Below are 21,089 nucleotides of genomic sequence, written 5' to 3' on the forward strand. Positions count from 1 at the left end.
GAGGGGCTTATGGAAACGGTATCTGAAAACGTTTGTTTTGATGGGGTTCAGGGGGTCTACACGCACAGCTCTGACGCGTGTGGGTGTGACATGACGTTCGGGCTTTACCTGCCGCCCTTGGCGCGGGTCGAGAAGGTGCCGGTGCTGTGGTACCTGTCGGGCCTGACCTGCACCCATGAAAACGCGATGACCAAGGCAGCAGCGCAGGGCGTTGCCGCAGAGTTGGGCATGGCGGTTGTGTTCCCTGACACCTCACCGCGCGGCGACGATGTTGCCGATGACGAAGCCTATGATCTGGGTAAAGGCGCCGGGTTTTACGTGAACGCCACGCAAGACCCGTGGGCGCCGCATTTCCAGATGTGGGACTATGTGTCAGCCGAATTGCCCGCGTTGATCGGCGCGGAGTTTGCCGTTGATCTGGACCGTCAGGCGATCACTGGACATTCGATGGGTGGACATGGCGCGCTGACACTTGCGATGGCACACCCCGGGCGGTTTGCATCGGTATCTGCCTTTGCGCCGATTGCGCATCCGTCGGGCAGTGACTGGGGCCGCAAGCAATTGTCGGCGTATCTGGGTGATAATGAGACGACCTGGGCCAAGCATGATTCAACCCTGCAGATGCGGGAGGTCGGGTTTGACGGGCCTGTCCTGGTGGATCAGGGCGCATCCGACCAGTTCCTTGAGTTGCTCAAACCCGAAGAGCTGTCGCAGGCGATGGCGGCGCGGCGTCAGGACGGCGTGTTCCGGATGCAAAAAGGGTATGATCATTCGTACTTCTTTGTGCAAAGCTTCATCGCCGATCACATGGCGTTTCACGCTGACGCCCTGGGGTCGTGACCCGGCTCTTCATTGATGCGGATGCCTGCCCGGTCAAACAAGAGGCCGAGCGGGTGGCGACGCGCCACAAGGTAAAGATGTATCTTGTGGCGAATGGCGGGCTGCGCCCGTCGCAGAACCCGTTTGTCGAGGTGGTGGTTGTGCCCGACGGACCGGACGTCGCCGATATGTGGATCGCAGATCGCGCCGGGCCGGGGGACGTGGTTGTCACCGGGGACATTCCGCTTGCTGCGCGCTGCGTTGAAACCGGGGCGCGGGTGCTCAAGCATAATGGCGAACGGCTGGACGCACGCAATGTCGGGCAGGCTCTGGCAACGCGGGACCTGATGACGGATTTGCGCGCGGCAGACCCGTTCCGGCAGGGCGGTGGCAAGGCGTTTTCCAAGGCAGACCGGTCGCGGTTTCTGGACGCCTTGGAACGCGAAATGCGGGGGGCGTTGAAAGATGGCGGTTGAGGCGGTGGTGTTCGACATCGGCAACGTGCTGGTGGAATGGAACCCGGAGCGGTTCTTCGACAGCAAGATCGGTGAGGCGCGACGCAAGGCGCTGTTCGCGGCGGTGGACCTGCACGGCATGCACGAAGGCGTGGACCGCGGTGGCGATCTGGCCACCATCGTGCAGGATTGCGCGCGGGCGCATCCCGATTGGGCCGACGACATCCTGATCTGGCGCGACAACTGGCTGGACATGGTGGGCCCGGTGATTGAGCCATCGGTGGAAATGCTGCTTGCGTTGAAGGCCAAGGGCGTTCCGGTCTTTGCCCTGACCAATTACGGGCGCGGGACGTTCGACATGTCGGTGCCGAAATTCCCGTTCTATACGCTGTTTGACCGCGCATACGTGTCGGGGCGCATGGGAGTGATGAAGCCCGATGCGGAAATTTACCGGCGCGTGGAAGAGGATTGCGGTGTGTCCCCTGCGTGCCTGCTTTTCGCCGATGACCGCCCCGAGAACATCGCCGCAGCCGAGGCGCGGGGGTGGCAAGGGCATCTATTTGACGGGCCCGACGGGTTTCGGACCCGGCTGGAACAGGAGGGGCTGTTATGAGCCTGCCAGACATCATCCCGTTTGACGAAGGAGAGGCGCAGCTGGACTGGCTGGGCCTGACAGAGGCGCTTGCGGCGGGTCATGATCTGCCCAAAGCGGACATCGCGGACAGCTTCCTCTATCGCGGCGACGACACGCTTTTGAACCGGGCCGCGTGGATTGACGGGCTGGGACTGGCGGTCAAATCCGCAACGATCTTTCCGGGAAACACCCGTCACAAGAAGCCTGCGGTCAATGGCGGGGTGTCTCTCTATTCGGACACCGATGGAACGCTTGAGGCGATTGTCGATTTCCACCTTGTGACCAAGTGGAAAACCGCCGGCGACAGTTTGCTGGCGGCGCGGCGGTTGGCACGGGCGGACAGCAAAGTGATCCTGATCGTCGGGGCCGGCACGGTCGCGCGGTCTTTGGTCGAGGCCTATTCAGCGGGGTTTCCCGAGGCGCGGTTCCAGATCTGGAACCGGACGCAGGCCCGCGCAGACGCGCTGGCGGCCGCGCATCCGCATGTGACAGCGGTTGCGGATTTGCCCGGGGCGGTGGCACAGGCGGATATCGTGACCTGCGCAACCATGTCGACAACACCTGTTTTGCAGGGAGATTGGCTGCGTTCCGGGGCGCATGTGGATCTGATCGGGGCCTATCGACCGGATATGCGCGAGGCCGATGATGCCACCTTGTTGCGGTCGCGGATCTTTGTGGATTCGCGCGACACGACCGTGGGGCATATCGGCGAACTGAAAGACCCGATTGCGCGGTCTGTGATTTCGGAGACGGATATCGTGGCCGAGTACTATGAATTGAACGCGTTTGTGCGGCGCTCTGACGACGAGATCACGCTGTTCAAAAACGGGGGCGGCGCGCATCTGGACCTGATGGTCAGTCGCTACATCCTGGAGCGTTGGCGCGCGCGGTCCTGACCGCGCGAAAACGCGGTGCCGCGTTTCGAGTTTCCATGCTTGGAAACTCTTGCGCCAGGTCTTCCGGCAGGGAACACAGGTCAGGCAACGCCTCGCACAGGCGCCCGGTTTTCCCGGATGGGCAGGTGCACGATGGCGCTGAACGCCCCCACGGCAACACCGATCCACCAGACCAGCGTGTAATCCCCGTAGGTGTCATAAAGACGCCCGCCAAGCCAGATGCCGATAAAGCTGCCCAGCTGGTGGCTGAAAAAGATGATCCCGTAAAGCGTGCCCATGTAGCGCAGACCGTAGATATGCGCCACAAGGCCCGATGTCAGCGGCACAGTGGCCAGCCAGAGCGACCCCATGGCGGCAGAAAACAGGATGACGGATGCGGGCGTGATCGGAAGCATGATAAACACCGCACCGACCACCGTGCGCGCGACGTAAATCCCCGACAACAGGTATTTCTTGGGCCAGCGGCTGCCCGCCCAACCGGCGGTCAGGGTGCCGACGATATTGGCCAGACCAATGATCGAGATCGCCAACGCGCCCAGCGCCGACGTGGTGGTGATGCCGATGGCATGCAACGCGCCGCCGGGCAGGATCGGGCCGCACAGTTCGGTGACAAAGGCGGGAAAATGGGCGGTGATGAACCCAAGCTGGTAGCCACAACTGAAAAAGCCAAGAAAGATCAGCGCATAAGACGGATCGCGAAACGCGCGCATCAGGACGGTGCCCATGCTGTCTTCAAGCTCGGCCCGGGTGGCGGGGCGCTGCGGGGACCGCATGATCGGCAGGATGCACATGACGCCAAGGATCGCGGCGGCAAACCACAGGAACACGGTTTGCCACGCCAGAAAGCCCAGCATCCATTCGGCAATGGGCGCGCCGAAAATCTGGCCGATGCTGCCCGCCGCTGTCACAAGCGCGAGGCTCATGGAGCGGTTTTCATCGCTGGACGCGCGCCCGACAACCGCGAGGATCACGCCAAAGCCGGTGCCCGCGATGCCGAACCCCACGAGAATTTCCAGCCCCTGATGCGCCTCCGGTGTCACCGCAAAAGACGACAGGACCAACCCTGCGGCATAGGTGAGCGCGCCGAGGAAGATGGCCTTGCGATCCCCGATCTTTTCGGCGATGGCCCCGAAAATCGGCTGGCCGATGCCCCAGGCGAGGTTCTGAATCGCTATGGCGAGCGAGAATTCGGCCCGCAACCAGCCAAATTCTTCGGCGATCGGGATCTGAAACACGCCAAAGCTTGCGCGGATCGCAAACGACACGACGATGATCACGCATCCTGCGATCAGAACCGGGGTCAAAAGCGGTTGGTGTTGCGTGGTCATGGTGCACCCGTTTTTTTCCGAGCCGCAGGCTTGGTGCGATTTCAGCGCAGCGTCAAGCGGGCATGTCGGGTGACAGGGCCATCCCCCTGCGCCGCGATGCGCGCGATGGCGTCTTGCAAGGGCTCGTAAACGACGGCCATGTGATGCGCATTGGCGTGCAGCAAGGTGTCTACATCCGCGACCCAGCCAACATGGCCCTTCCAGAACATCACATCCCCCCGTTGCGGTGGCGTGCCTTCCGGCATCGTCTCACCCAAGGACGCGGCTTGTTGATCGCTGTCGCCGGGGCACGGGATGTTGCAGGCCCGGCAGGCCATCTGCACAAGCCCCGAGCAGTCGATCCCGAAGGCCGAATTGCCACCCCAAAGATAGGGCGTGCCCAGCAGCGTTTCGGCCACGGCGACGGGATCGTCTGCGTCGTTGTCAATCTCACACAGGTGGGCAGACGGGATGTAGAGGTCATGCGGTGCGCCCCGGATTGTGCTCCATCGGTCAGTGGCGGCGGTGACCGTCACCTCTGACCCGATGGACAGGGCAACCTGTTCGGCGCGGGTGGCTTTGAAATCCGGCTCGGACAGCGCCATCGTCTGGCGCGCGATCACGCGGTGGGTGGGCGGTGCCACCACCGGTTCCAGCATCTGTGCTTCGATATAACCTGCATAGCCATCCGCGCGCGAGAAACCGAAGGCAAAGCCCTGCGCGACGTCGAGTACGCAAAAGGTCTGTCCCCACAGCACTTCGCGGTCACGCGCGCCTCCGGGGCGGCGCCACAAAGCGGCGACCGGTGGCCATGTCACACGATGATCGGTGCCGTCGGTGAAGGTCTCGGCTGTTACCTGCCCCTTGAGGCTGGAATGGGCCACGGTGCCGTTGGACCAGAGCGATCGGCTGTCGGTCATAGGTCGAGCAGGTCCGGCAGGGCGTCAAACAACGCCCGCGCGCCCTGCAACGCGCCGCCCTTGGGACGCCCGGGCGCTGCGGTTGGCTGCCAGCCGTAGATGTCGAAATGCACGTAGCGGTCGTCTTCTTTCACAAAGCGGCGCAGGAAAAGTGCCGCCGTGATTGCACCGGCAAAGCCGCCCTTGGGCGCATTGTCGAGATCCGCGATCCCCGGTTCAATCATCTCTTCGTACGGGGCGTGAAACGGCATCCGCCACACCGGGTCGGCAACGCGACGGGCCGACAGGTCAAGCGAGGTGGCGATGACGTCATCATCGGTGAAATACGGGGCGAGGTCAGGGCCCACCGCAACGCGGGCCGCACCGGTCAGGGTCGCCATGGAGACAATCAGGCTGGGCTCCTCCTCGGCAGCAAGGCACAAGGCATCGGCCAGAACAAGCCGCCCTTCGGCGTCGGTGTTATTGATCTCGACCGTGAGGCCCTTGCGCGAGGTGAGAATATCCTGCGGCCGGAAACTGTTGCTGCTGACACTGTTTTCCACCGCCGGAATCAAGACACGCAGACGCAGGGGCAGGTTTGAGGCCATGATCATATGGGCCAGCCCCAGCACGTTGGCGGCACCGCCCATATCCTTTTTCATCAGACCCATGGACCCGCCGGGTTTGAGGTTGAGTCCGCCGGTGTCAAAGCACACGCCCTTGCCAACCAGTGTCAGGTGCGGGCCTTGCGATCCCCAGGTCATGTCAATCAGGCGCGGCGCGCGGCTGGAGGCGCGCCCAACCGTGTGGATCATCGGGAAATTCTGGTCGAGCAGCGCGTCGCCGGTGATGACCGAGATCGTGGCACCATGCTGGTCAGCCAGGGCCCGGGCGGCGGCGTCCAGTTCATCCGGCCCCATATCTGACGCCGGGGTGTTGATCAGGTCGCGGGTGAGAAATTCGGCTTCGGCGAGGGTGTTGATCCGGTCCGCGTCAACACCGTCCGGCGCGACCAGCGACGCCATGTCAGACTTGGCGTCGCTGTAGCGGTCGAACTGATAGCTTGCCAGAAGCCACCCCAGCACTTCCTGTTCCAGCTGATCCTCGGGCACGCCACTGGCGATGCGGTAGGTGCCCGGCGCCAGTTTGGGCAGCGCCGCCGCAAGGGCAAAGCGGCTGCGCTTGCGTTTTGCCGCCGTGCCATAGCCGATCAACGCCGCTTCGGGTTGGCCCAGATCGTTCGGGATCATCAAGGCCGATCCCAGCGCGCCTTTGAAGCCGCTTGCGTCGACCCAGGTGCGGATTTTGTCGCTTTGCTGTCCGGCCCATAGCGCGACGTCGTCACTGCCAAGGACGTGAAGTGGCACAGCTTTTGTGCCCGCAGGCGCAAGTGCTACGGTCATGAAGATCCCCTTTGTCGCTTGGTCAAAGGGTACGCCGATGACCGACCGCTGCAAGGGAAATCAGAGCGACAGGTCCATTCCAACTTCGGCACAGGAAATGGCAAGTTCCGCGCTGCGCAGCAGGCGGCACAGCGTGGCCGCCAGTGCAACCCCTTCGCCGCGATCCACACAGATCACCACGTCTTCGGCGATGGTCGCGACACAGGGCAAACCGATCTGTTCGGCGATTGGAATCAGCGCGCGTACGGATTTGCGCAATTCGGGCGTTTCCGCCCGCGTGTAATGTTCGCGGATCTGCGACAGGCGCGATGCCATGTCTTCAAGCGCGCGGCACAGAATGTTCTCAGCCACGTTTGGCCCCAGATCCCGACTCAGCGCATTGAGCGTGTCTTCATCGAAATATGCGGTATCATGCGGATGCAGAACCGAGATTTGGTCCACCATCGTTTTTCCTTTCTCACCCCAACCTTGAAGCGGTTCTGGCAGCAATCGGTTTCCATCCGGTGACTCCCGCGACGGTTTTTCTCTCGAATTCCGATCAAATTCGACGTATCCCGCATGGAATGACGTATGACGAGGCGGAGGAATTCATGAACGCCGCGAAGCCGCTGCCTTCTTATCTTATCCAGCGTTACCATGGCTGGAAGGCGACCACCTATTCAGACAATCGGGCCTGGTACAAACGGCTTGCCACCGAAGGGCAACGCCCCCGGGCGATGGTGATTTCCTGTTGTGACAGCCGCGTCCACGTGACGTCGATCTTTGGCGCTGATCAGGGTGAGTTCTTTATCCACCGCAATATCGCGAACCTCGTGCCGCCTTATGAACCGGACGGCGATCATCACGGCACGTCCGCCGCGATTGAATACGCGGTGACCGCGCTGAAGGTCGCGCATCTGGTTGTGCTGGGGCATTCAAGCTGTGGCGGTGTACAGGGGTGTTATGACATGTGTTCCGGCAATGCGCCGCAACTAGAGGAAAAATCGAGCTTTGTGGGCCGCTGGATGGATATCCTGCGCCCCGGGTTCGAGCGGGTGACGGCCTCGAATACAGCCGAAGATCCCGTACGCGCGCTGGAAAAGGAATCGGTGATCGTATCTTTAGAAAACCTGATGACGTTCCCGTTCGTGTCAGAAGCGGTCAAGGATGACAGCCTCACATTGCACGGCCTGTGGACGGATATCGGCGAAGGGGGCCTGGAATATTTCGAACCGACCTCGCGGTCCTTCCAGCCGGTGTAATCAGTTTTGCAGCGTCGCGGTTGACCCGGCACAATCGCTGCGCAACTTCGGACGCCCCAACCGATCCGCAAGGCGCGACAATGGCGATCCGATCATGGCGCCGGTGCACACCGGTTTGCCCTGTTCATCGGCAAGCACCAGATGCCCGAAACGGAACGTGATCTCGTACCCTTTGGCCCCCAGCCGCTTGCACAGGTCGCCCCAACTGGTCGCGTGTTCAAAATGCGGAAGCAGCACGGTGCGCAACAGCATCGCCGTTTCGCTATCCAGCGGGGTCGGCATACTGACGGATTGATCTGCCACAATGGGCCCGGTCTGCGCTGTCATCTCTATCACCTATACAAACATGCCCCCGCAAAAAACAGCCTGCGAATCAAATGAGGCAGAATTGGGGCAGTCGCGTGCGGTGATTGAGGGTGTGAAGTTTACGCAACATACAGTTGCGATACGTGACACCGCGTGACGTAAGCGCAGGATGTCTTGACTATGGCGAAGAAAACCCATGAGTGTCGCGGCAGGTGGTGGTGTTCATAGGTGTCGTGTTGTGTCGAAGATTACCACCATCCAGGTCCTGCGTGGCGTGGCCGCAACGCTTGTTGCGGGACATCACCTGCAACGCGCGTCCTTGGCCGAAGGCGGCGATCCGGGGCTGTTCCAGGTTTTTGACGGCGGTGCCATCGGTGTGGACATCTTCTTTGTCATCAGCGGGTTTATCATCTTCTACGTCTCAACGCTGCGTCCGGCGCAGTCGGGCCGCGACTTTATACAGGCCCGGTTCTGGCGGATCGTCCCCCCCTATTGGGCCATCCTGACGCTGTACGTGCTTGCCGCCACAACACTGGCGTACGGTCTTGGCCAACCGGATGCGTTGCCCGACCTGCGAAGCCTCATTGTCTCGTACCTGCTGCTGCCCTATCCGGACCACGTGATCATTATCGCCTGGACGCTGGCAATCGAGCTATTGTTCTACGCGCTGTTTGCGGCCACGTTCTTTGGTCGCAACGGAACACACCGCCTCGTGCTGGCGATGGGGGCGTGGATTCTTGCATCGCAGGTGTTCCTGCATGCCGTCGATCCCAAACCGCTCTGGCTTGTTTTGGGTCTGCATTCCGCAGTGCTGGAATTCCTGCTTGGGATCTGGATTGCGATGCTGTTTCTCAGCGCGCCGGACCGGGTCCGGCAATTCCGCTGGCCTGCTCTGATCCTGGGCGGCACCGGTGTCGGGGTGTATCTTGTCACCGGTGGTTTTGTCATCGGCCCCTTCGGCCGAGAGATCGCGGCCGGTCTTCCTTCGGCGCTGCTTGTGTGTGGCGCGCTGGGGTTCAGCCTTGCCAGACATGAGGTGCTAGAGACGTGGGGCGAAAGCTCTTACATTCTGTATCTGCTGCATCTTTTGTATTTTTCGATCGCCGGCACCGTGTTCACCCTTGTGACAGGGCAAAGCATTTACCACTCACAGCTTTGGATGGTGGCGCTGCTGATCTCGGTCACGGTGATCAGCTACGGTTTGACGGTCTGGGTCGAACGCCCCTACCAGGCCTGGACAAGCCAGCGCCGCAAACGAAACACCCTCGCGCTGGATGCACGAGGGTGACAGTGTTGCTTGATGCGACAGCACCGGGGGCCGGTCAGCCCTTTTTCAGAACCTCACGCCCCAGCACTTCGGCGATCTGAACCGCGTTCAGGGCAGCGCCCTTGCGCAGGTTGTCAGAGACACACCAGAGGTTCAGGCCGTTGTCGATTGTGCTGTCCTGCCGGATGCGGCTGATGAAGGTCGCGAAATCACCCACACATTCCTTGGGCGTGACGTAGCCACCGTCCTCGCGCTTGTCGATCACCATGATGCCCGGCGATTCACGCAGGATATCGCGGGCTTCGTCTTCGTCGAGGAAATCTTCAAATTCGATGTTGATCGATTCCGAATGGCCAACAAACACCGGCACGCGCACGCAAGTGGCTGTGACCTTGATGGATGGGTCGACGATTTTCTTCGTCTCGGCGACCATCTTCCATTCTTCCTTGGTCGATCCATCTTCAAGGAACACGTCGATATGCGGAATGACGTTGAACGCGATGTCCTTGGTGTAGACCTTGCGCTCGTAATCCGCTGTCGGGTTGTAGACCGCCTTCGTCTGGTCCCACAGCTCGTCAATCGCGTCTTTGCCCGAACCAGAGACGGACTGGTACGTGCTGACGACAACGCGCTTGATGCGCGCACGGTCATGCAACGGCTTGAGGGCCACAACCATCTGCGCCGTCGAACAGTTCGGGTTCGCGATGATGTTCTTCTTGGAATAGCCGTGAATCGCATCGGCGTTACATTCCGGCACGATCAGCGGCACGTCGGGGTCATAGCGATAGAGCGACGAGTTATCGATCACCACACAGCCCGCTTTGGCCGCGATGGGCGCGTATTTCTTCGTCGCGTCAGAGCCAATGGCAAACAGCGCAAAATCCCAACCCGTAAAGTCGAACGTGTCCAGATCCTGCGTTTTCAGCGTCTTGTCGCCAAAGCTGACCTCCGTGCCCAGGGACCGGCGCGACGCAAGCGCGACGATCTCGTCTACGGGGAACTGGCGCTCGGCCAGGATATTCAGCATTTCGCGGCCCACATTTCCGGTGGCACCGGCAACAACGACTCTGTAGCCCATGTGGCTCTCCTTTCACTGGCCAGCCAACGGTCGTGACGCGGCTGGACTGGCGCGGCTCATACAGCAGGTGCTGCATGTGCGAAAGGGGGCGTTTTGGCCTATCTGCCGGGAATACCGTCGCGCGGCGGGGCGGGTTCCCAGTTCTCGATGATCTCGGCCGCCTCTTCCGCGGTTTCGACAAAGCGGAACAGGTCCAGGTCTTCGGGGCTGATGGTGCCCGCGTCCTTCAACGCGTCCCAGTTGATGATGCTGTCCCAGAATGCCTTGCCAAAAAGCAGGAACGGCACACGGTCCATGCGCCCGGTCTGGATCAGGGTCAGGGATTCAAACATTTCATCCAGCGTCCCGAACCCGCCGGGAAAGATGCAGATCGCGCGGGCACGCATCAGGAAATGCATCTTGCGGATCGCGAAATAGTGAAAGTTGAAGCACAGCTCGGGCGTGACATATTCGTTCGGCGCCTGTTCGTGCGGCAGCACGATATTGAGACCGATGGATTTGCCCCCCTCGTCCATCGCACCGCGGTTGCCCGCTTCCATCACGCCGGGGCCTCCACCGGTGACAACCACGAATTCACGGTTCTGCGTTTCCAGCGATTTGCGCGTCATCAGGCGGGCGAAACTGCGCGCCTCGTCATAGAAATGCGACAGCTTGGCCAGCGTTTCGGTGCGCGCGTGATCCTTGTCCGCAGGACGCGGAATACGGGCCCCGCCGAACAGCACAATCGTGCTTTCGATCTGGTGTTCGTCCAGCAAAAGCTGTGGTTTCAGCAATTCAAGCTGCAACCGCACCGGGCGCAGATCCTCGCGGCACAGGAATTCGTCATCCGCAAAGGCCAGTCGGTAGGCCGGAGACCGTGTCTGGGGCGTATCCGGCACCTCGCGCGCGGTGCTGCGATCCAGTTTGGCGTCCCGGAACGGGCTGGTGCGGTGGTCTTTCATATGGAACGGCTCCTTGTTCGCGTCTCGACAGACCTATAGCGTCCGACATCAACGCACCAAAGAGGGGTTGGGATGGATTGGCAAGCCGAGATTGAAGCCGCAGCCAAACGGATCGCGGGTCATGTTGTCGAAACACCTGTTTTGCGGTCGGATGCCTTTGGTCGCCCGCTGGAGCTGAAGCTTGAGCAGATGCAGTACACCGGCAGCTTCAAGGCGCGCGGCGCGTTTGCCACCCTGTTGGCCTCTGATGTGCCAGAGGCAGGTGTTGTGGCCGCGTCAGGCGGCAATCACGGCGCGGCGGTGGCCTTTGCTGCCAAAGCGCTGGGACACCGCGCCAAGATCTTTGTGCCGGAAATTGCAGGCCCTGCGAAAATCGGATTGATCGAGCGGGTCGGCGCGGACCTGACCGTCGTGCCGGGCGAATACGCGAACGCGGCCGCGCTGGCCGACCGTGAGGCGTCCGAAAGCGGCGCGATGCAGATCCATCCCTATGATGCCGATATGACCGTGATCGGTCAGGGTACGGTGATGCGGGAATGGGAAGCCCAGGCGCTGGACGCAGACACGGTGCTGATCGCCGTGGGCGGCGGCGGGTTGATCGCCGGGGCGCTGCACTGGCTGGCCGGACGGCGCAAGGTTGTCGGGGTCGAACCCATGACGGCCTGCGCGCTGCATGCCGCACTGGAGGCCGGTGAACCGGTGGATGTGCCGGTGTCGGGTGTGGCCGCCAACGCACTGGGGGCGCGGCGGATCGGAGAGATTTGCTTCCAGACCTCGCTCAAAGCGGGTCTGGATGTTGTGCGCGTGACCGACGGCGCGATCACCGAGGCACAAAAAGCGCTGTGGCAGGCACACCGTCAACTGGTTGAACCGGCAGGTGCGGCAGCTTTGGCGGCGCTTCTGTCGGGCGCGTATACGCCGGAACCGGGCGAACGCGTAGCGGTGCTGGTCTGCGGCGGGAATATCGCGCCGGACCCCGATATCTAGGCCAGCAACGCGCGGGCATCCTCCCACATCTCGGTCACGATCTGTGTTGCCGGATGGGCCTTGGCCAGACCGGCGGACTGGCCCGCCCAGGCTTGCATCGTGTCGATGCTGTCGGCCTTGGTGGCAGCCCCCCGCATCGGTGCCGTCAGCGCCCGTTGCACCGGGTACGGGGCCGGATCGGGCGCGTCGGGTTGCGCGGCTGCGGTGACATAGCTGTTGGCAATGGCCCGCCCCAGTCGCCCCGAAAACGCGCGGGTCGGCAGGGTGTCCTCGGGGGCAGCAGCGCCAATCGCGTCGGCCCAGGCCGGGGCCACACCCGCCTCGGGGCTGCGCAACAGGGCGGTGCCAACAACAACAGCAGACGCCCCCAGCACCAGCGCTGCCGCCAAGCCCCGCCCGTCGGCCACACCCCCTGCGGCAACCACGGGGATATCGACCGCATCCACCACGGCGGGCAGCAGCGAAAACAATCCAACAGACTTCGCCAAGGCGTCTTTTGCCTCAAACGCCCCGCGATGGCCCCCGGCCTCTGCCCCTTGCGCAATCAGAACATCGGCCCCGGCCTCAACTGCGGCGCGGGCTTCGGACACGGTGGTCACGGTGGCAAACCAACGGATGCCGCGCGCCTTCATCTCGGTCACCACATCCGGCGGGTACAGCCCCATGATCGACGACATGACCGTTGGACCCGCCGCAATCATCGCCGCGCATTGATCGGCAAACTGCGGCCCGCCGAGATCAACAGGCGGCACGTCCGGCCCCCAGGTTTCCAGCCAGTCGCGCAGCCGCGCTTCGTGGGCGTCATCGCGCACCGGGTCCGGATCGGGGATCCAGGTGTTGAGCATGAACGCCCCGTTGCTTGACCGACGCATCTGCTGGGACCAGTCGGCAATGCCCCCTGCATCCATCAGCAACGCGCCACAGGCCCCCATACCACCGGCATCCGCCACAGCCGCGGCAAGCGACACCGGACAGGCCCCCGCCATCGGGGCCATCAGGATCGGAACCCGAAGACCATAGCTTTGCGCAAAACCCTCTGCGCGTGTCAGGGCTGCTTTCATGGGTGTTCCCTCCTGTCAGAGATGATTGCGCCTATGCGCCCCAAACACTATAGGCGTCTGAAAGTTCGTCGGAACAAGGGGAAGTTTGATGTCCAACGCACAGCTTGAAACCGCCATCGAAGCCGCATGGGAAGTCCGTGACACCATCACGCCTGCCACATCAGGCGAAACGCGCGAGGCCATCGAAGACACGCTGAACGCGCTCGACAGCGGCAAATTGCGCGTGGCCGAGAAGCAGGGCGATGGAAGCTGGCATGTCAACCAGTGGGCCAAGAAAGCCGTGTTGCTGGGGTTCCGGATCAAGGACATGGAACAGCAGGACGGCGGCCCGCAGGCCGGTGGCTGGTGGGACAAGGTTGACAGCAAGTTCAAAGGCTGGGGTGACAATCAGTGGAAAGCGGCAGGGTTCCGCGCCGTGCCAAACTGCGTCGTGCGCAAATCCGCGTTCATCGCACCCGGCGTGGTTCTGATGCCGTCATTCGTGAATCTTGGGGCTTATGTAGACGAAGGCACAATGGTCGACACCTGGGCAACCGTGGGCAGCTGCGCGCAGATCGGCAAAGGTGTTCACCTGTCGGGTGGCGTGGGCATTGGCGGCGTTCTGGAACCCATGCAGGCCGGGCCCACCATCATTGAAGACAACTGCTTCATCGGCGCGCGCTCCGAAGTGGTCGAAGGCTGCATCGTGCGCGAAGGCTCGGTTCTGGGTATGGGCGTGTTCATTGGCCAGTCCACCAAGATCGTGGACCGCGAAACCGGCGAAGTGATGTATGGCGAAGTGCCGCCCTATTCGGTGGTTGTGGCAGGCTCCATGCCGTCCAAGAACGGCATCAACCTGTATTGTGCGGTTATCGTGAAGCGCGTGGACGAACGCACACGCTCCAAGACCGGCATCAACGAGTTGCTGCGCGACTAAACCCCTGTTTCGGTCTGTCCGGCAGACGCCGGGCGGGCCTTATGTCGGCGCGGCCACCGATTGCTGCGCCGATAACAGCTCTTCGATCAACAGATCGATATCCGCCTTGTCGGTCGCGTGATTGATAATCGACACACGCACGATCTGGTGACCCTGCCAAACCCCGTGGCTTGGATAAACGCGACCGCGCGTTTGCACCTGTTCAAGCACTTTGGTTGTGACCTCATCGCTTTCAAAAGCGATGGCCACCTGGTTCAGAACAACATCATTCAGAATCCGGATTCCCGGGATCACGGAGAGCTGGTCCGCCAGGTACACCGCCAGATCACAATGCCGCCGGATCATGGCCCGCACGCCATCCGCGCCCAGATGTTTCAGTATCGCGTAGCTGGGCACCCCGCGGGCGCGGCGGCTCAGCTCCAAGGTCGATTCGCTGGGTTCCCAAGTCTCTCCGATCTCGGGCAGATACGCGCCGCGCGCGGTCATGGATGTCACAAGGTCGGTGCGATCCTTCACGATGCACAGCCCCGCGTCGTAAGGTGCGTTCAGCCATTTGTGCAGATCCACGGCCCAACTGTCTGCTGTCTCAACGCTGGCGGTGCGATCGCGCATCTCTGGGATCGCGTTGGCCCAAAGACCGAACGCACCATCAACATGCACCCAGCCCCCCGCCGCGTGAACACGCGGGATCGCCTCGGCGAACGGGTCAAACGCCCCGGTATTGATCTGTCCCGCTTGCAGGATGACCAGTGGCGGCGTTTCGCAGGTGTCCAGCGCAGCCTGTAAAGCATCCATGCGGATGCGCCCCTGATCGTCGGTGTCCAGCCGTGTGGCCCGACCAAGGCCCAGCCCGGCATAGCGAATGCCCGCCATAGGCGCGGAATGGGCATCCGCACCGATAAGGACGGGAATATGCGGCGCGCCGAACAGACCTTGATCACTGATGTCCCATCCCTGCCGCGCCAGCAACGCATCCCGCGCCGCGATGATGGCTTGCGTGTTGGCCACCGTGGCCCCGGTCACGATGCCGACACCGCAATCAGGTGGCAGCCCCAAAAGATCAAGACACCACCGGCACACGGTTTGTTCGATCACGGCGACCGACGCGCTCTCCCATGAGGACGCTGCGTTCTGCCCCCAGGACGTGACAAGAAAATCCGCTGCCGCGCCCACCGGCATGGACCCGCCGCAGACATAGCCAAAGAACCGCGAAGAGCTGTGCGCGTGTATGCCATCGGCTGACTGAGCAACCATGTCTTCGATCACCGAAAGCGCGTCTTGCCCGGATTTCGGCAAATCCCCCTTGAAGCGGTCAACCACCGCCGAAGGGCGTTTATCAGGCGCGGCGCGCGCCGCATCGAGACCGGCACGATAGGCCACGGCATGGCGCGCGGCGGCTTCCATTGCCTTGCGGTCGTCATCGTCAAGGCATGACAAGGATTGCGTCAATGACGGGTTTGCCCTGGACCGATCTGGCGTGTGATCGTTGCTCATCTGGCCCCGCTTTCTAAGTGTCTTTTTTGCGCTGCGCCACGTCACCGCCCGACGCCACCCAGCCTGTGAAGCCGTCAGTCATATGGCTGACGTTTTTCAGCCCCATCTCTTGCGCGGTTTTTGCCGACAGGGCGGACCGCCAGCCAGAGGCACAGTAGAACACGATGCGGTTGCCGGTCTGGAACTGCGGTTTTGCGTAGGGGCTGTCCGGATCAATCCAGAATTCCAGCATCCCGCGCGGGCAATGAAACGCCCCCGGGATCATGCCCTCGCGGTCCAGTTCGCGCGGATCGCGCAGATCCACAAACGTGACCCCATCCTGCCCGACCAGATCCAGCATCTCGGCGGCAGGCGCATGTTCGACAACACGATTGGCGGCAGCCACCATGTCCTTGACTGATTTCATGGGGTCATTCCTCTTGTTCCGGGGCAGTATGCGCAGAGTTGGAATGGCGACAACCCTCGACCTGCGCAGCGTTTCGTGTCAGAGGCTGTGCCGCATCCAGAAACAGGTTCCCCCATGAGCGACGCCCCCCGCAAACCGAAGAAACCCCAGCATGTGTATACGTTGGTCGTTGAGGTTGGCCGCAAGTCCGGCGATGGCCTGCCCAAGAAGGCAACCGGCGCAGGCCTGATGTGCTATGCCTCGGGCGTTGACGAAGCCGAAGCCGTGCGCGAGACGGTTGCGATCCTGAAGCAGGCCGATATGGCTCCGCTGGATGTGACCGGCTATGGCACGCTGGAAGAGCGCAAGGCGCAAGGCCACGAGATCGAGCCGGACGAGATCGAACTGATGCAGAAAGCACTGGACGACAATGCGGTGATCGTGGCGCAGGTCACGCCGTATTACGGCGACGACCGCGACTAGGCGGCGCGGGCTTCGGCCAGTGAAATCGCCTCGAACGCACGCAGCACCTGGTACCCGGCGCGGTGGTGTTCGGGCAGCAAGGATCGCGACACGTCGCTCAGAACCGACGCATTCAGCTGCGCCTTATCCCGCCGCATCCGGCCGATATACAGGGATTCAAGCGCTGCATCCGGGGTTTGCACCGTGTCGTGATGCGGCAGCAGGATCTGGTGGTAGGTCACGAAACGCGGCGCGGGTTCGAAATGCCCCGCGTACCCGTTCACAAGCGCCGATGCCGGGATCAGCACCTGTTCCCGCCCGAACAGGTATTCCACCTCGGGACCGCTGACCAGCAAGCGCTGGTGGCGGGACACCACCACATCCTGCGTCAGTCCGAAATACGGCGCTCTGAGCCGAACAGGGCGAAACGACCCAAGGCTTGGCACAGCGCGCCGAACCGTGTGGAGCACCGGAACCAGCTTGCCATCCGCCGCGCGCACCACATCCCCCGGTTTCAGCGACATGGCCAGTTTCGGCCCCTGCGCCGTTTGAAGCGGAACGGAGGGTGCAAGCGTGGGCATAGGCCCCACAGGCTCAATATCCGACGACAGCGCCACGAAAATCACATCCGGATCCACCTCGGTCAGCCCTTGCGGACGGGACAGGGCCACCAGATCAGACAGCAACGGCGGGTGGGGCATTGCGAAATTGCGGATCAGCACATGTTCGGTTTCAGGCCGCGCCACCACCAGCCGCCCGACGCCGCTTGCAACATCCCAACTGATCGTCACCTGCAACGTATCGGTGCGCGCTTCGCGTCCGCGCTCCATGACTTCGTGCACAACGGTGTCGCCATGCGCGATAACCAGAACAAGACTGCCATGCGGTGTCGACATCAGCGAAAAGCTCGCTGTTGCCCGGGTGTCGCGTCGGTATGAAATCAGCGTCTGCGGACGGGCATCCGGCGACAACCGCGTTTCAAGCACAACCGACCCGCGCGGCACGCAGGCCTTGGGACGCTTGGCCAGAACGTCCTCCACGTCCTCGCGCACCCACGGCTCACGCGCCCCGCAGTCAAGCAGCGCAAACCAGCTCATGCAGCGGACCCGAACAGCATTCTGGCCTCGTGTTTCTTGAGAATCTGTCGCGCCGCATCGCCATAGCCTTCTCCTGTCTCCAGATCGAGATCGGGAAACAGCTGGGCAATCTCATCAACGATATCGTCCTCGAACGCATCCACCGTTTGCGGACCGGGCAGGAAGCTTTCTGTCGCCAGCCCGTTGGCCATGACAATCTCGTGCTGGTCGAAAAGCAAATGCACATAGGTGACGCTGCCGCCCTCGACCGACTGAACGTTGCGCCCGTCCACCAGATGTTTCGCGGCAACCAGCACTTCGGGTGTACCGAACACCAGATCTGCCAGCGGATCGCGGACAAGAATGCGGTGCTGCGGCGACAGCATCAGGTTCGCGTGATCCCCAAAGGTCCCCGCCTTGACGCGCACCGGCGCAAACGTGCCCGTCGCCGCGACAGTTCGCTGACCAATCCAGCGCAACGGCTGCAATCCGCGGTCCATCGACCACACCATGTCGCCGGGACGCAGATCCTCGACACGGGCCTGCCCGTCCTCTGTCCGGATCAGGGTGCCCGCCACAAAGCACGGCACCGTGGCGATGGTGACAAAGCCGGTGTCGATTTCGCCATCGCCATTTTCGATGCCGTAGGTGAAATTGACGGTTTCGAAATCATTGTCGGATGTCACCGAAAGGGTGCCGTCCGCATTCAGCGTAATCGTCTGCCCGGAGGTCAGGGTGACGCTGTCGCCCGCGATCACGGCGATGCCGTTGATATGGGTGATAACCATACCACCCGTGCCGTAATTGACGTCATTGTCCAGAACGTCGAGCACTTTGGTCTGGTTGGTGTACATGCTGATGAGGTCAGACTGCGCAACCAATTCGGTCTGGATCGAATCCGCCGCGATCAGCAGGTTGGAATCGTAGTTGGAGTCGCCCACATCCGCGATGCCGATGCGGATGGAATTCGGCTCGCCCGCATTGACCTGGATGGTCATGGTCAATGTGACGGTAAAGCCATCCATTTCCGTGTTGTAGGCGTCGCCCGTGTTGTTGTTGAACAGGTTGACGTTTTGCGACGTGTTGAGGTTTGCCGGGTCAACGTCACCGTCACCGGCAACGATTTCAACCTGCACCCCGTTCACCCAGACGCCGACGAAATCCTGATAAATGGAATTCGTGAATTCGGGATATTCCTCGGACGAAAAGACGAAGCGCATCGTCATCAGGTCATTTTCGGGCGTGAAATCGACATCAAGATAATTGGCGTCGTAGGTTCTGGTGTTGCCGGCTGCGATGTTGAATTGCTGCAGGTTGTTTTGGCCGCTGTTGCTGCTTGTGGTCGATGCGCTGCGGTTGGGATCGCCAGAGGATTGTGTGAACCGGTCAACCCGGCCGGTGGACAGGATCACACCCGTGTCGCTGGGCGTGACCCCCGGAGCCAAAGCATCGCCGTTGCTGAAAATGGCGGACGCGTTGGAATCGCCGGTAAAGCTGGCACCATCAATTGTCACGCCGGTGCCAAAGATCGCCTGCGCCATCGCCAGAGGGCTGGCCCCGGTGTTGTACGTAAGCTCTGCGCCTGTTGCCATGCCTGCCTCGATCCATGCGAAGGCAAACGGCCCATACCGATGATAAATTCACACGCGCATGACCGGTGTTTTCACCGTGCCGCGCCACCGTTTGTATGACCGCCTGCCTCGTGGCGTATTATTATTAAAAGATTTTTAACACAGCTTTGCCACGGCTGTCATCTTTGACGCGACGGACACGGACCGGCGCACCCTTGATGTTGCGCTTTTTTCGTCACATTTGCCCTTTTGCGCGGTTGGCGGTAGCCAAGGCGGACCGTTTGCAAAGAGGCCCGACATGACCACAACCGATCCCATCGAATTGACAGCCGCTTTGGTGAAATGCCCGTCGGTGACGCCCGAAGAGGGCGGCGCGCTGGTCTTGCTGGAGAAGCTGCTGTCTGACGCAGGGTTTGCGTGCACGCGCGTGGATCGGAACGGCATTTCGAACCTCTATGCCCGCTGGGGCGACAAGGGCCACCCCAAGACGTTTGGTTTCAACGGTCACACCGATGTGGTGCCGCTGGGCAATCCGGACGATTGGACCATGCCGCCCTTCGGGGCCAAGATCAAAGACGGTTTTCTTTACGGGCGCGGGGCGACGGATATGAAATCCGGCGTTGCCGCTTTTGCCGCCGCCGCCGTGGATTTCGTGCGCGACACCCCTCCGGAAGGCGCCGTCGTTCTGACCATCACCGGGGACGAGGAAGACGAAGCAACCGACGGCACCGTCGCGCTGTTGGACTGGATGGAGGCAGAGGGCGAACAGATGTCGGTCTGCCTAGTCGGAGAGCCAACCGCACCCAACCATATGGGCGAGATGATGAAAATCGGGCGGCGCGGGTCGATGACAGCGTGGTTCACGACAACGGGCAAACAGGGGCATTCGGCCTATCCGCACCGCGCGCTGAACCCGATGCCCGCAATGGCGCGGTTGATGGATCGGCTGTCGTCGCATGTGCTCGACACCGGGACAGAGCATTTCGATCCGTCCACGCTGGCGGTGCTGACGATTGATACCGGGAACCCGGCGACAAACGTGATCCCGGCTGTGACCAAAGCGTGTGTGAACATCCGCTTCAACGACACCCATACCGGCGCGGATTTGTCTGACTGGCTATTGGCCGAAGCGGCAAAGGTCGATGCGGAATTCGGGACAACGACCGAGGTGAAGATCAAGATCTCGGGCGAAAGCTTTATCACCCCGCCCGGCCCGTTGTCCGACCTGATTTCCAAAGCGGTCGCGGCAGAAACAGGCGTTGTGCCAGAGATGTCGACAACCGGTGGCACCTCGGACGCGCGGTTTGTGAAAAACCACTGCCCGGTGGTGGAATTCGGCCTTGTTGGCAAAACCATGCATGCGGTCGATGAACGGGTCGAGATCGCGCAGATCGTCGAATTAAAGCGCATCTACACCCGCATCCTGAAGGACTATTTCGCCGCATGAGTGTGACAATCAAGCAGGTCAAGGACCTCAGCGACTGCCTTGCGCTGCGCCATACCGTGTTCGTCGAAGAACAAAACGTGCCGGTGGACCTTGAACGCGACGAACTGGATGCGTCGGCGATCCATTTGTTGGCGACGGTGGACGGCACACCCATGGGGACAGCCCGGATTGTGATCAAGGATGTGACAGGCAAGATCGGGCGCGTCTGCGTTTTGAGAGAGGCGCGCGGAACCGGGTTGGGTGCCGCGTTGATCAAGGCGGCGTTGGAGGTTTTGCGGCAAACCCCCGGCATTGAGCGTGCCGCACTTGGCGCACAGCTTGATGCGCTTGGCTTTTACGAACGGTTTGGCTTTGCCGCCTATGGCGATGTGTTCGACGATGCGGGCATTGATCATCGCATGATGGAATTGCGCTTCGACACCTGACGGGCCGCGTGCTACCTCA

At 61.7% G+C, this 21,089-nt stretch carries 23 protein-coding genes; 11 read left to right on the forward strand and 12 right to left on the reverse strand.

The features are described 5' to 3' along the window. Positions 1 to 9: 9 nt before the first annotated feature. From fghA to MWU54_RS16560, 4 genes are read left to right on the forward strand one after another with little or no spacing between them, the layout of a single operon-like run. Entirely contained in the window at positions 10 to 840 is an 831-nt protein-coding gene (gene fghA / locus MWU54_RS16545) for an S-formylglutathione hydrolase (protein WP_247085947.1), read from the forward strand. Continuing rightward, entirely contained in the window at positions 837 to 1,295 is a 459-nt protein-coding gene (locus tag MWU54_RS16550; protein ID WP_247085949.1) for a YaiI/YqxD family protein, read from the forward strand. Before fghA ends, MWU54_RS16550 begins: the two co-directional genes overlap by 4 nt. After that, positions 1,285 to 1,887 carry an HAD family phosphatase gene (locus tag MWU54_RS16555; RefSeq protein WP_247085952.1) on the forward strand — a complete coding sequence of 201 codons (603 nt, stop codon included), beginning with the start codon at positions 1,285 to 1,287 and terminating at the stop codon, positions 1,885 to 1,887. Before MWU54_RS16550 ends, MWU54_RS16555 begins: the two co-directional genes overlap by 11 nt. Beyond that, a complete protein-coding gene (locus tag MWU54_RS16560; protein ID WP_247085954.1) occupies positions 1,884 to 2,804 on the forward strand; it encodes an ornithine cyclodeaminase in 921 nt (306 codons plus the stop codon). The genes MWU54_RS16555 and MWU54_RS16560 overlap by 4 nt, the downstream gene beginning before the upstream one ends. A gap of 80 nt (positions 2,805 to 2,884) precedes the next feature. Here MWU54_RS16560 and MWU54_RS16565 read toward each other — a convergent pair whose 3' ends face one another. Genes MWU54_RS16565 through MWU54_RS16580 form a run of 4 tightly spaced genes read right to left on the reverse strand, consistent with a single transcriptional unit; the run spans position 2,885 to position 6,857 of the window. After that, a complete protein-coding gene (locus tag MWU54_RS16565) occupies positions 2,885 to 4,132 on the reverse strand; it encodes an MFS transporter (RefSeq protein ID WP_247085957.1) in 1,248 nt (415 codons plus the stop codon). 41 nt (positions 4,133 to 4,173) lie between these two features. Next, positions 4,174 to 5,031 carry an NlpC/P60 family protein gene (locus tag MWU54_RS16570; RefSeq protein ID WP_247085960.1) on the reverse strand — a complete coding sequence of 286 codons (858 nt, stop codon included), beginning with the start codon at positions 5,029 to 5,031 and terminating at the stop codon, positions 4,174 to 4,176. Next, on the reverse strand, positions 5,028 to 6,413 hold the full coding sequence (locus MWU54_RS16575) for a leucyl aminopeptidase family protein (RefSeq protein WP_247085962.1): 1,386 nt from the start codon (positions 6,411 to 6,413) through the stop codon (positions 5,028 to 5,030). Before MWU54_RS16575 ends, MWU54_RS16570 begins: the two co-directional genes overlap by 4 nt. A 60-nt stretch (positions 6,414 to 6,473) precedes the next feature. Beyond that, entirely contained in the window at positions 6,474 to 6,857 is a 384-nt protein-coding gene (locus MWU54_RS16580; protein ID WP_247085964.1) for a hypothetical protein, read from the reverse strand. Positions 6,858 to 7,003: 146 nt separating this feature from the next. Here MWU54_RS16580 and MWU54_RS16585 point away from each other — a divergent pair, with 146 nt between their 5' ends. Beyond that, positions 7,004 to 7,654, forward strand: a complete 651-nt coding sequence (locus MWU54_RS16585) for a carbonic anhydrase (protein WP_247085966.1) — start codon at positions 7,004 to 7,006, stop codon at positions 7,652 to 7,654. Here the strand turns inward: MWU54_RS16585 and MWU54_RS16590 are convergent, their stop codons facing one another. Next, complete coding sequence (locus tag MWU54_RS16590; RefSeq protein ID WP_247085968.1) at positions 7,655 to 7,981, reverse strand: hypothetical protein; 327 nt, start codon at positions 7,979 to 7,981, stop codon at positions 7,655 to 7,657. A gap of 217 nt (positions 7,982 to 8,198) precedes the next feature. On the opposite strand from MWU54_RS16590, the gene MWU54_RS16595 reads away from it, so the two are divergent. Next, complete coding sequence (locus MWU54_RS16595; protein WP_247085971.1) at positions 8,199 to 9,248, forward strand: acyltransferase; 1,050 nt, start codon at positions 8,199 to 8,201, stop codon at positions 9,246 to 9,248. 34 nt (positions 9,249 to 9,282) lie between these two features. Here MWU54_RS16595 and MWU54_RS16600 read toward each other — a convergent pair whose 3' ends face one another. Together MWU54_RS16600 and MWU54_RS16605 are read right to left on the reverse strand one after the other, a co-directional pair. Further along, positions 9,283 to 10,305, reverse strand: a complete 1,023-nt coding sequence (locus tag MWU54_RS16600) for an aspartate-semialdehyde dehydrogenase (protein WP_247085973.1) — start codon at positions 10,303 to 10,305, stop codon at positions 9,283 to 9,285. Positions 10,306 to 10,403: 98 nt separating this feature from the next. Further along, entirely contained in the window at positions 10,404 to 11,246 is an 843-nt protein-coding gene (locus MWU54_RS16605; RefSeq protein ID WP_247085975.1) for a TIGR00730 family Rossman fold protein, read from the reverse strand. A 72-nt stretch (positions 11,247 to 11,318) separates the two neighbouring features. Here MWU54_RS16605 and MWU54_RS16610 point away from each other — a divergent pair, with 72 nt between their 5' ends. After that, on the forward strand, positions 11,319 to 12,233 hold the full coding sequence (locus tag MWU54_RS16610; RefSeq protein WP_247085977.1) for a threonine/serine dehydratase: 915 nt from the start codon (positions 11,319 to 11,321) through the stop codon (positions 12,231 to 12,233). Here the strand turns inward: MWU54_RS16610 and MWU54_RS16615 are convergent. After that, positions 12,230 to 13,294, reverse strand: a complete 1,065-nt coding sequence (locus MWU54_RS16615) for a nitronate monooxygenase (protein WP_247085979.1) — start codon at positions 13,292 to 13,294, stop codon at positions 12,230 to 12,232. The genes MWU54_RS16610 and MWU54_RS16615 overlap by 4 nt on opposite strands. A gap of 88 nt (positions 13,295 to 13,382) precedes the next feature. Here MWU54_RS16615 and dapD point away from each other — a divergent pair, with 88 nt between their 5' ends. Then, a complete protein-coding gene (dapD, locus tag MWU54_RS16620) occupies positions 13,383 to 14,210 on the forward strand; it encodes a 2,3,4,5-tetrahydropyridine-2,6-dicarboxylate N-succinyltransferase (RefSeq protein WP_247085981.1) in 828 nt (275 codons plus the stop codon). A gap of 39 nt (positions 14,211 to 14,249) precedes the next feature. Here dapD and MWU54_RS16625 read toward each other — a convergent pair whose 3' ends face one another. Both MWU54_RS16625 and MWU54_RS16630 read right to left on the reverse strand, forming a co-directional pair. Further along, entirely contained in the window at positions 14,250 to 15,704 is a 1,455-nt protein-coding gene (locus MWU54_RS16625) for an aminotransferase class V-fold PLP-dependent enzyme (RefSeq protein ID WP_247085983.1), read from the reverse strand. Between the two features lie 13 nt (positions 15,705 to 15,717). Beyond that, a complete protein-coding gene (locus MWU54_RS16630) occupies positions 15,718 to 16,110 on the reverse strand; it encodes a rhodanese-like domain-containing protein (protein WP_247085985.1) in 393 nt (130 codons plus the stop codon). A 114-nt stretch (positions 16,111 to 16,224) separates the two neighbouring features. Between MWU54_RS16630 and MWU54_RS16635 the strand changes: the two genes are divergently transcribed. Then, on the forward strand, positions 16,225 to 16,572 hold the full coding sequence (locus tag MWU54_RS16635; RefSeq protein WP_247085987.1) for a hypothetical protein: 348 nt from the start codon (positions 16,225 to 16,227) through the stop codon (positions 16,570 to 16,572). On the opposite strand, the gene MWU54_RS16640 is transcribed toward MWU54_RS16635, so the two are convergent. After that, positions 16,569 to 17,648: a Hint domain-containing protein gene (locus tag MWU54_RS16640; protein ID WP_247085990.1), complete on the reverse strand. Its 1,080-nt coding sequence runs from the start codon at positions 17,646 to 17,648 to the stop codon at positions 16,569 to 16,571. The two genes, MWU54_RS16635 and MWU54_RS16640, sit on opposite strands and share 4 nt — an antisense overlap. Then, positions 17,645 to 19,219 carry a Hint domain-containing protein gene (locus MWU54_RS16645; RefSeq protein WP_247085992.1) on the reverse strand — a complete coding sequence of 525 codons (1,575 nt, stop codon included), beginning with the start codon at positions 19,217 to 19,219 and terminating at the stop codon, positions 17,645 to 17,647. Before MWU54_RS16645 ends, MWU54_RS16640 begins: the two co-directional genes overlap by 4 nt. A 277-nt stretch (positions 19,220 to 19,496) precedes the next feature. Between MWU54_RS16645 and dapE the strand changes: the two genes are divergently transcribed. After that, on the forward strand, positions 19,497 to 20,645 hold the full coding sequence (gene dapE / locus MWU54_RS16650; RefSeq protein ID WP_247085994.1) for a succinyl-diaminopimelate desuccinylase: 1,149 nt from the start codon (positions 19,497 to 19,499) through the stop codon (positions 20,643 to 20,645). After that, on the forward strand, positions 20,642 to 21,070 hold the full coding sequence (locus tag MWU54_RS16655) for a GNAT family N-acetyltransferase (protein WP_247085996.1): 429 nt from the start codon (positions 20,642 to 20,644) through the stop codon (positions 21,068 to 21,070). Before dapE ends, MWU54_RS16655 begins: the two co-directional genes overlap by 4 nt. The last annotated feature ends 19 nt before the right edge of the window (positions 21,071 to 21,089 follow it).

This window comes from Marivita sp. S6314, assembly GCF_023015985.1.
Taxonomy (GTDB): Bacteria; Pseudomonadota; Alphaproteobacteria; order Rhodobacterales; family Rhodobacteraceae; genus Marivita.

Excerpts from the sequence above, each read along its gene's own strand:
- MWU54_RS16645 (WP_247085992.1), bottom strand. The coding sequence starts at position 19,219 with ATGGCAACAGGCGCAGAGCTTACGTACAACACCGGGGCCAGCCCTCTG.
- fghA (WP_247085947.1), top strand. The coding sequence starts at position 10 with ATGGAAACGGTATCTGAAAACGTTTGTTTTGATGGGGTTCAGGGGGTC.
- MWU54_RS16590 (WP_247085968.1), bottom strand. The coding sequence starts at position 7,981 with ATGACAGCGCAGACCGGGCCCATTGTGGCAGATCAATCCGTCAGTATG.
- MWU54_RS16575 (WP_247085962.1), bottom strand. The coding sequence starts at position 6,413 with ATGACCGTAGCACTTGCGCCTGCGGGCACAAAAGCTGTGCCACTTCAC.
- MWU54_RS16560 (WP_247085954.1), top strand. The coding sequence starts at position 1,884 with ATGAGCCTGCCAGACATCATCCCGTTTGACGAAGGAGAGGCGCAGCTG.
- MWU54_RS16570 (WP_247085960.1), bottom strand. The coding sequence starts at position 5,031 with ATGACCGACAGCCGATCGCTCTGGTCCAACGGCACCGTGGCCCATTCC.
- MWU54_RS16615 (WP_247085979.1), bottom strand. The coding sequence starts at position 13,294 with ATGAAAGCAGCCCTGACACGCGCAGAGGGTTTTGCGCAAAGCTATGGT.
- MWU54_RS16635 (WP_247085987.1), top strand. The coding sequence starts at position 16,225 with ATGAGCGACGCCCCCCGCAAACCGAAGAAACCCCAGCATGTGTATACG.
- MWU54_RS16640 (WP_247085990.1), bottom strand. The coding sequence starts at position 17,648 with ATGAGCTGGTTTGCGCTGCTTGACTGCGGGGCGCGTGAGCCGTGGGTG.
- MWU54_RS16610 (WP_247085977.1), top strand. The coding sequence starts at position 11,319 with ATGGATTGGCAAGCCGAGATTGAAGCCGCAGCCAAACGGATCGCGGGT.
- MWU54_RS16565 (WP_247085957.1), bottom strand. The coding sequence starts at position 4,132 with ATGACCACGCAACACCAACCGCTTTTGACCCCGGTTCTGATCGCAGGA.
- dapD (WP_247085981.1), top strand. The coding sequence starts at position 13,383 with ATGTCCAACGCACAGCTTGAAACCGCCATCGAAGCCGCATGGGAAGTC.
- MWU54_RS16555 (WP_247085952.1), top strand. The coding sequence starts at position 1,285 with ATGGCGGTTGAGGCGGTGGTGTTCGACATCGGCAACGTGCTGGTGGAA.
- dapE (WP_247085994.1), top strand. The coding sequence starts at position 19,497 with ATGACCACAACCGATCCCATCGAATTGACAGCCGCTTTGGTGAAATGC.
- MWU54_RS16625 (WP_247085983.1), bottom strand. The coding sequence starts at position 15,704 with ATGAGCAACGATCACACGCCAGATCGGTCCAGGGCAAACCCGTCATTG.
- MWU54_RS16655 (WP_247085996.1), top strand. The coding sequence starts at position 20,642 with ATGAGTGTGACAATCAAGCAGGTCAAGGACCTCAGCGACTGCCTTGCG.
- MWU54_RS16580 (WP_247085964.1), bottom strand. The coding sequence starts at position 6,857 with ATGGTGGACCAAATCTCGGTTCTGCATCCGCATGATACCGCATATTTC.
- MWU54_RS16605 (WP_247085975.1), bottom strand. The coding sequence starts at position 11,246 with ATGAAAGACCACCGCACCAGCCCGTTCCGGGACGCCAAACTGGATCGC.
- MWU54_RS16600 (WP_247085973.1), bottom strand. The coding sequence starts at position 10,305 with ATGGGCTACAGAGTCGTTGTTGCCGGTGCCACCGGAAATGTGGGCCGC.
- MWU54_RS16630 (WP_247085985.1), bottom strand. The coding sequence starts at position 16,110 with ATGAAATCAGTCAAGGACATGGTGGCTGCCGCCAATCGTGTTGTCGAA.
- MWU54_RS16585 (WP_247085966.1), top strand. The coding sequence starts at position 7,004 with ATGAACGCCGCGAAGCCGCTGCCTTCTTATCTTATCCAGCGTTACCAT.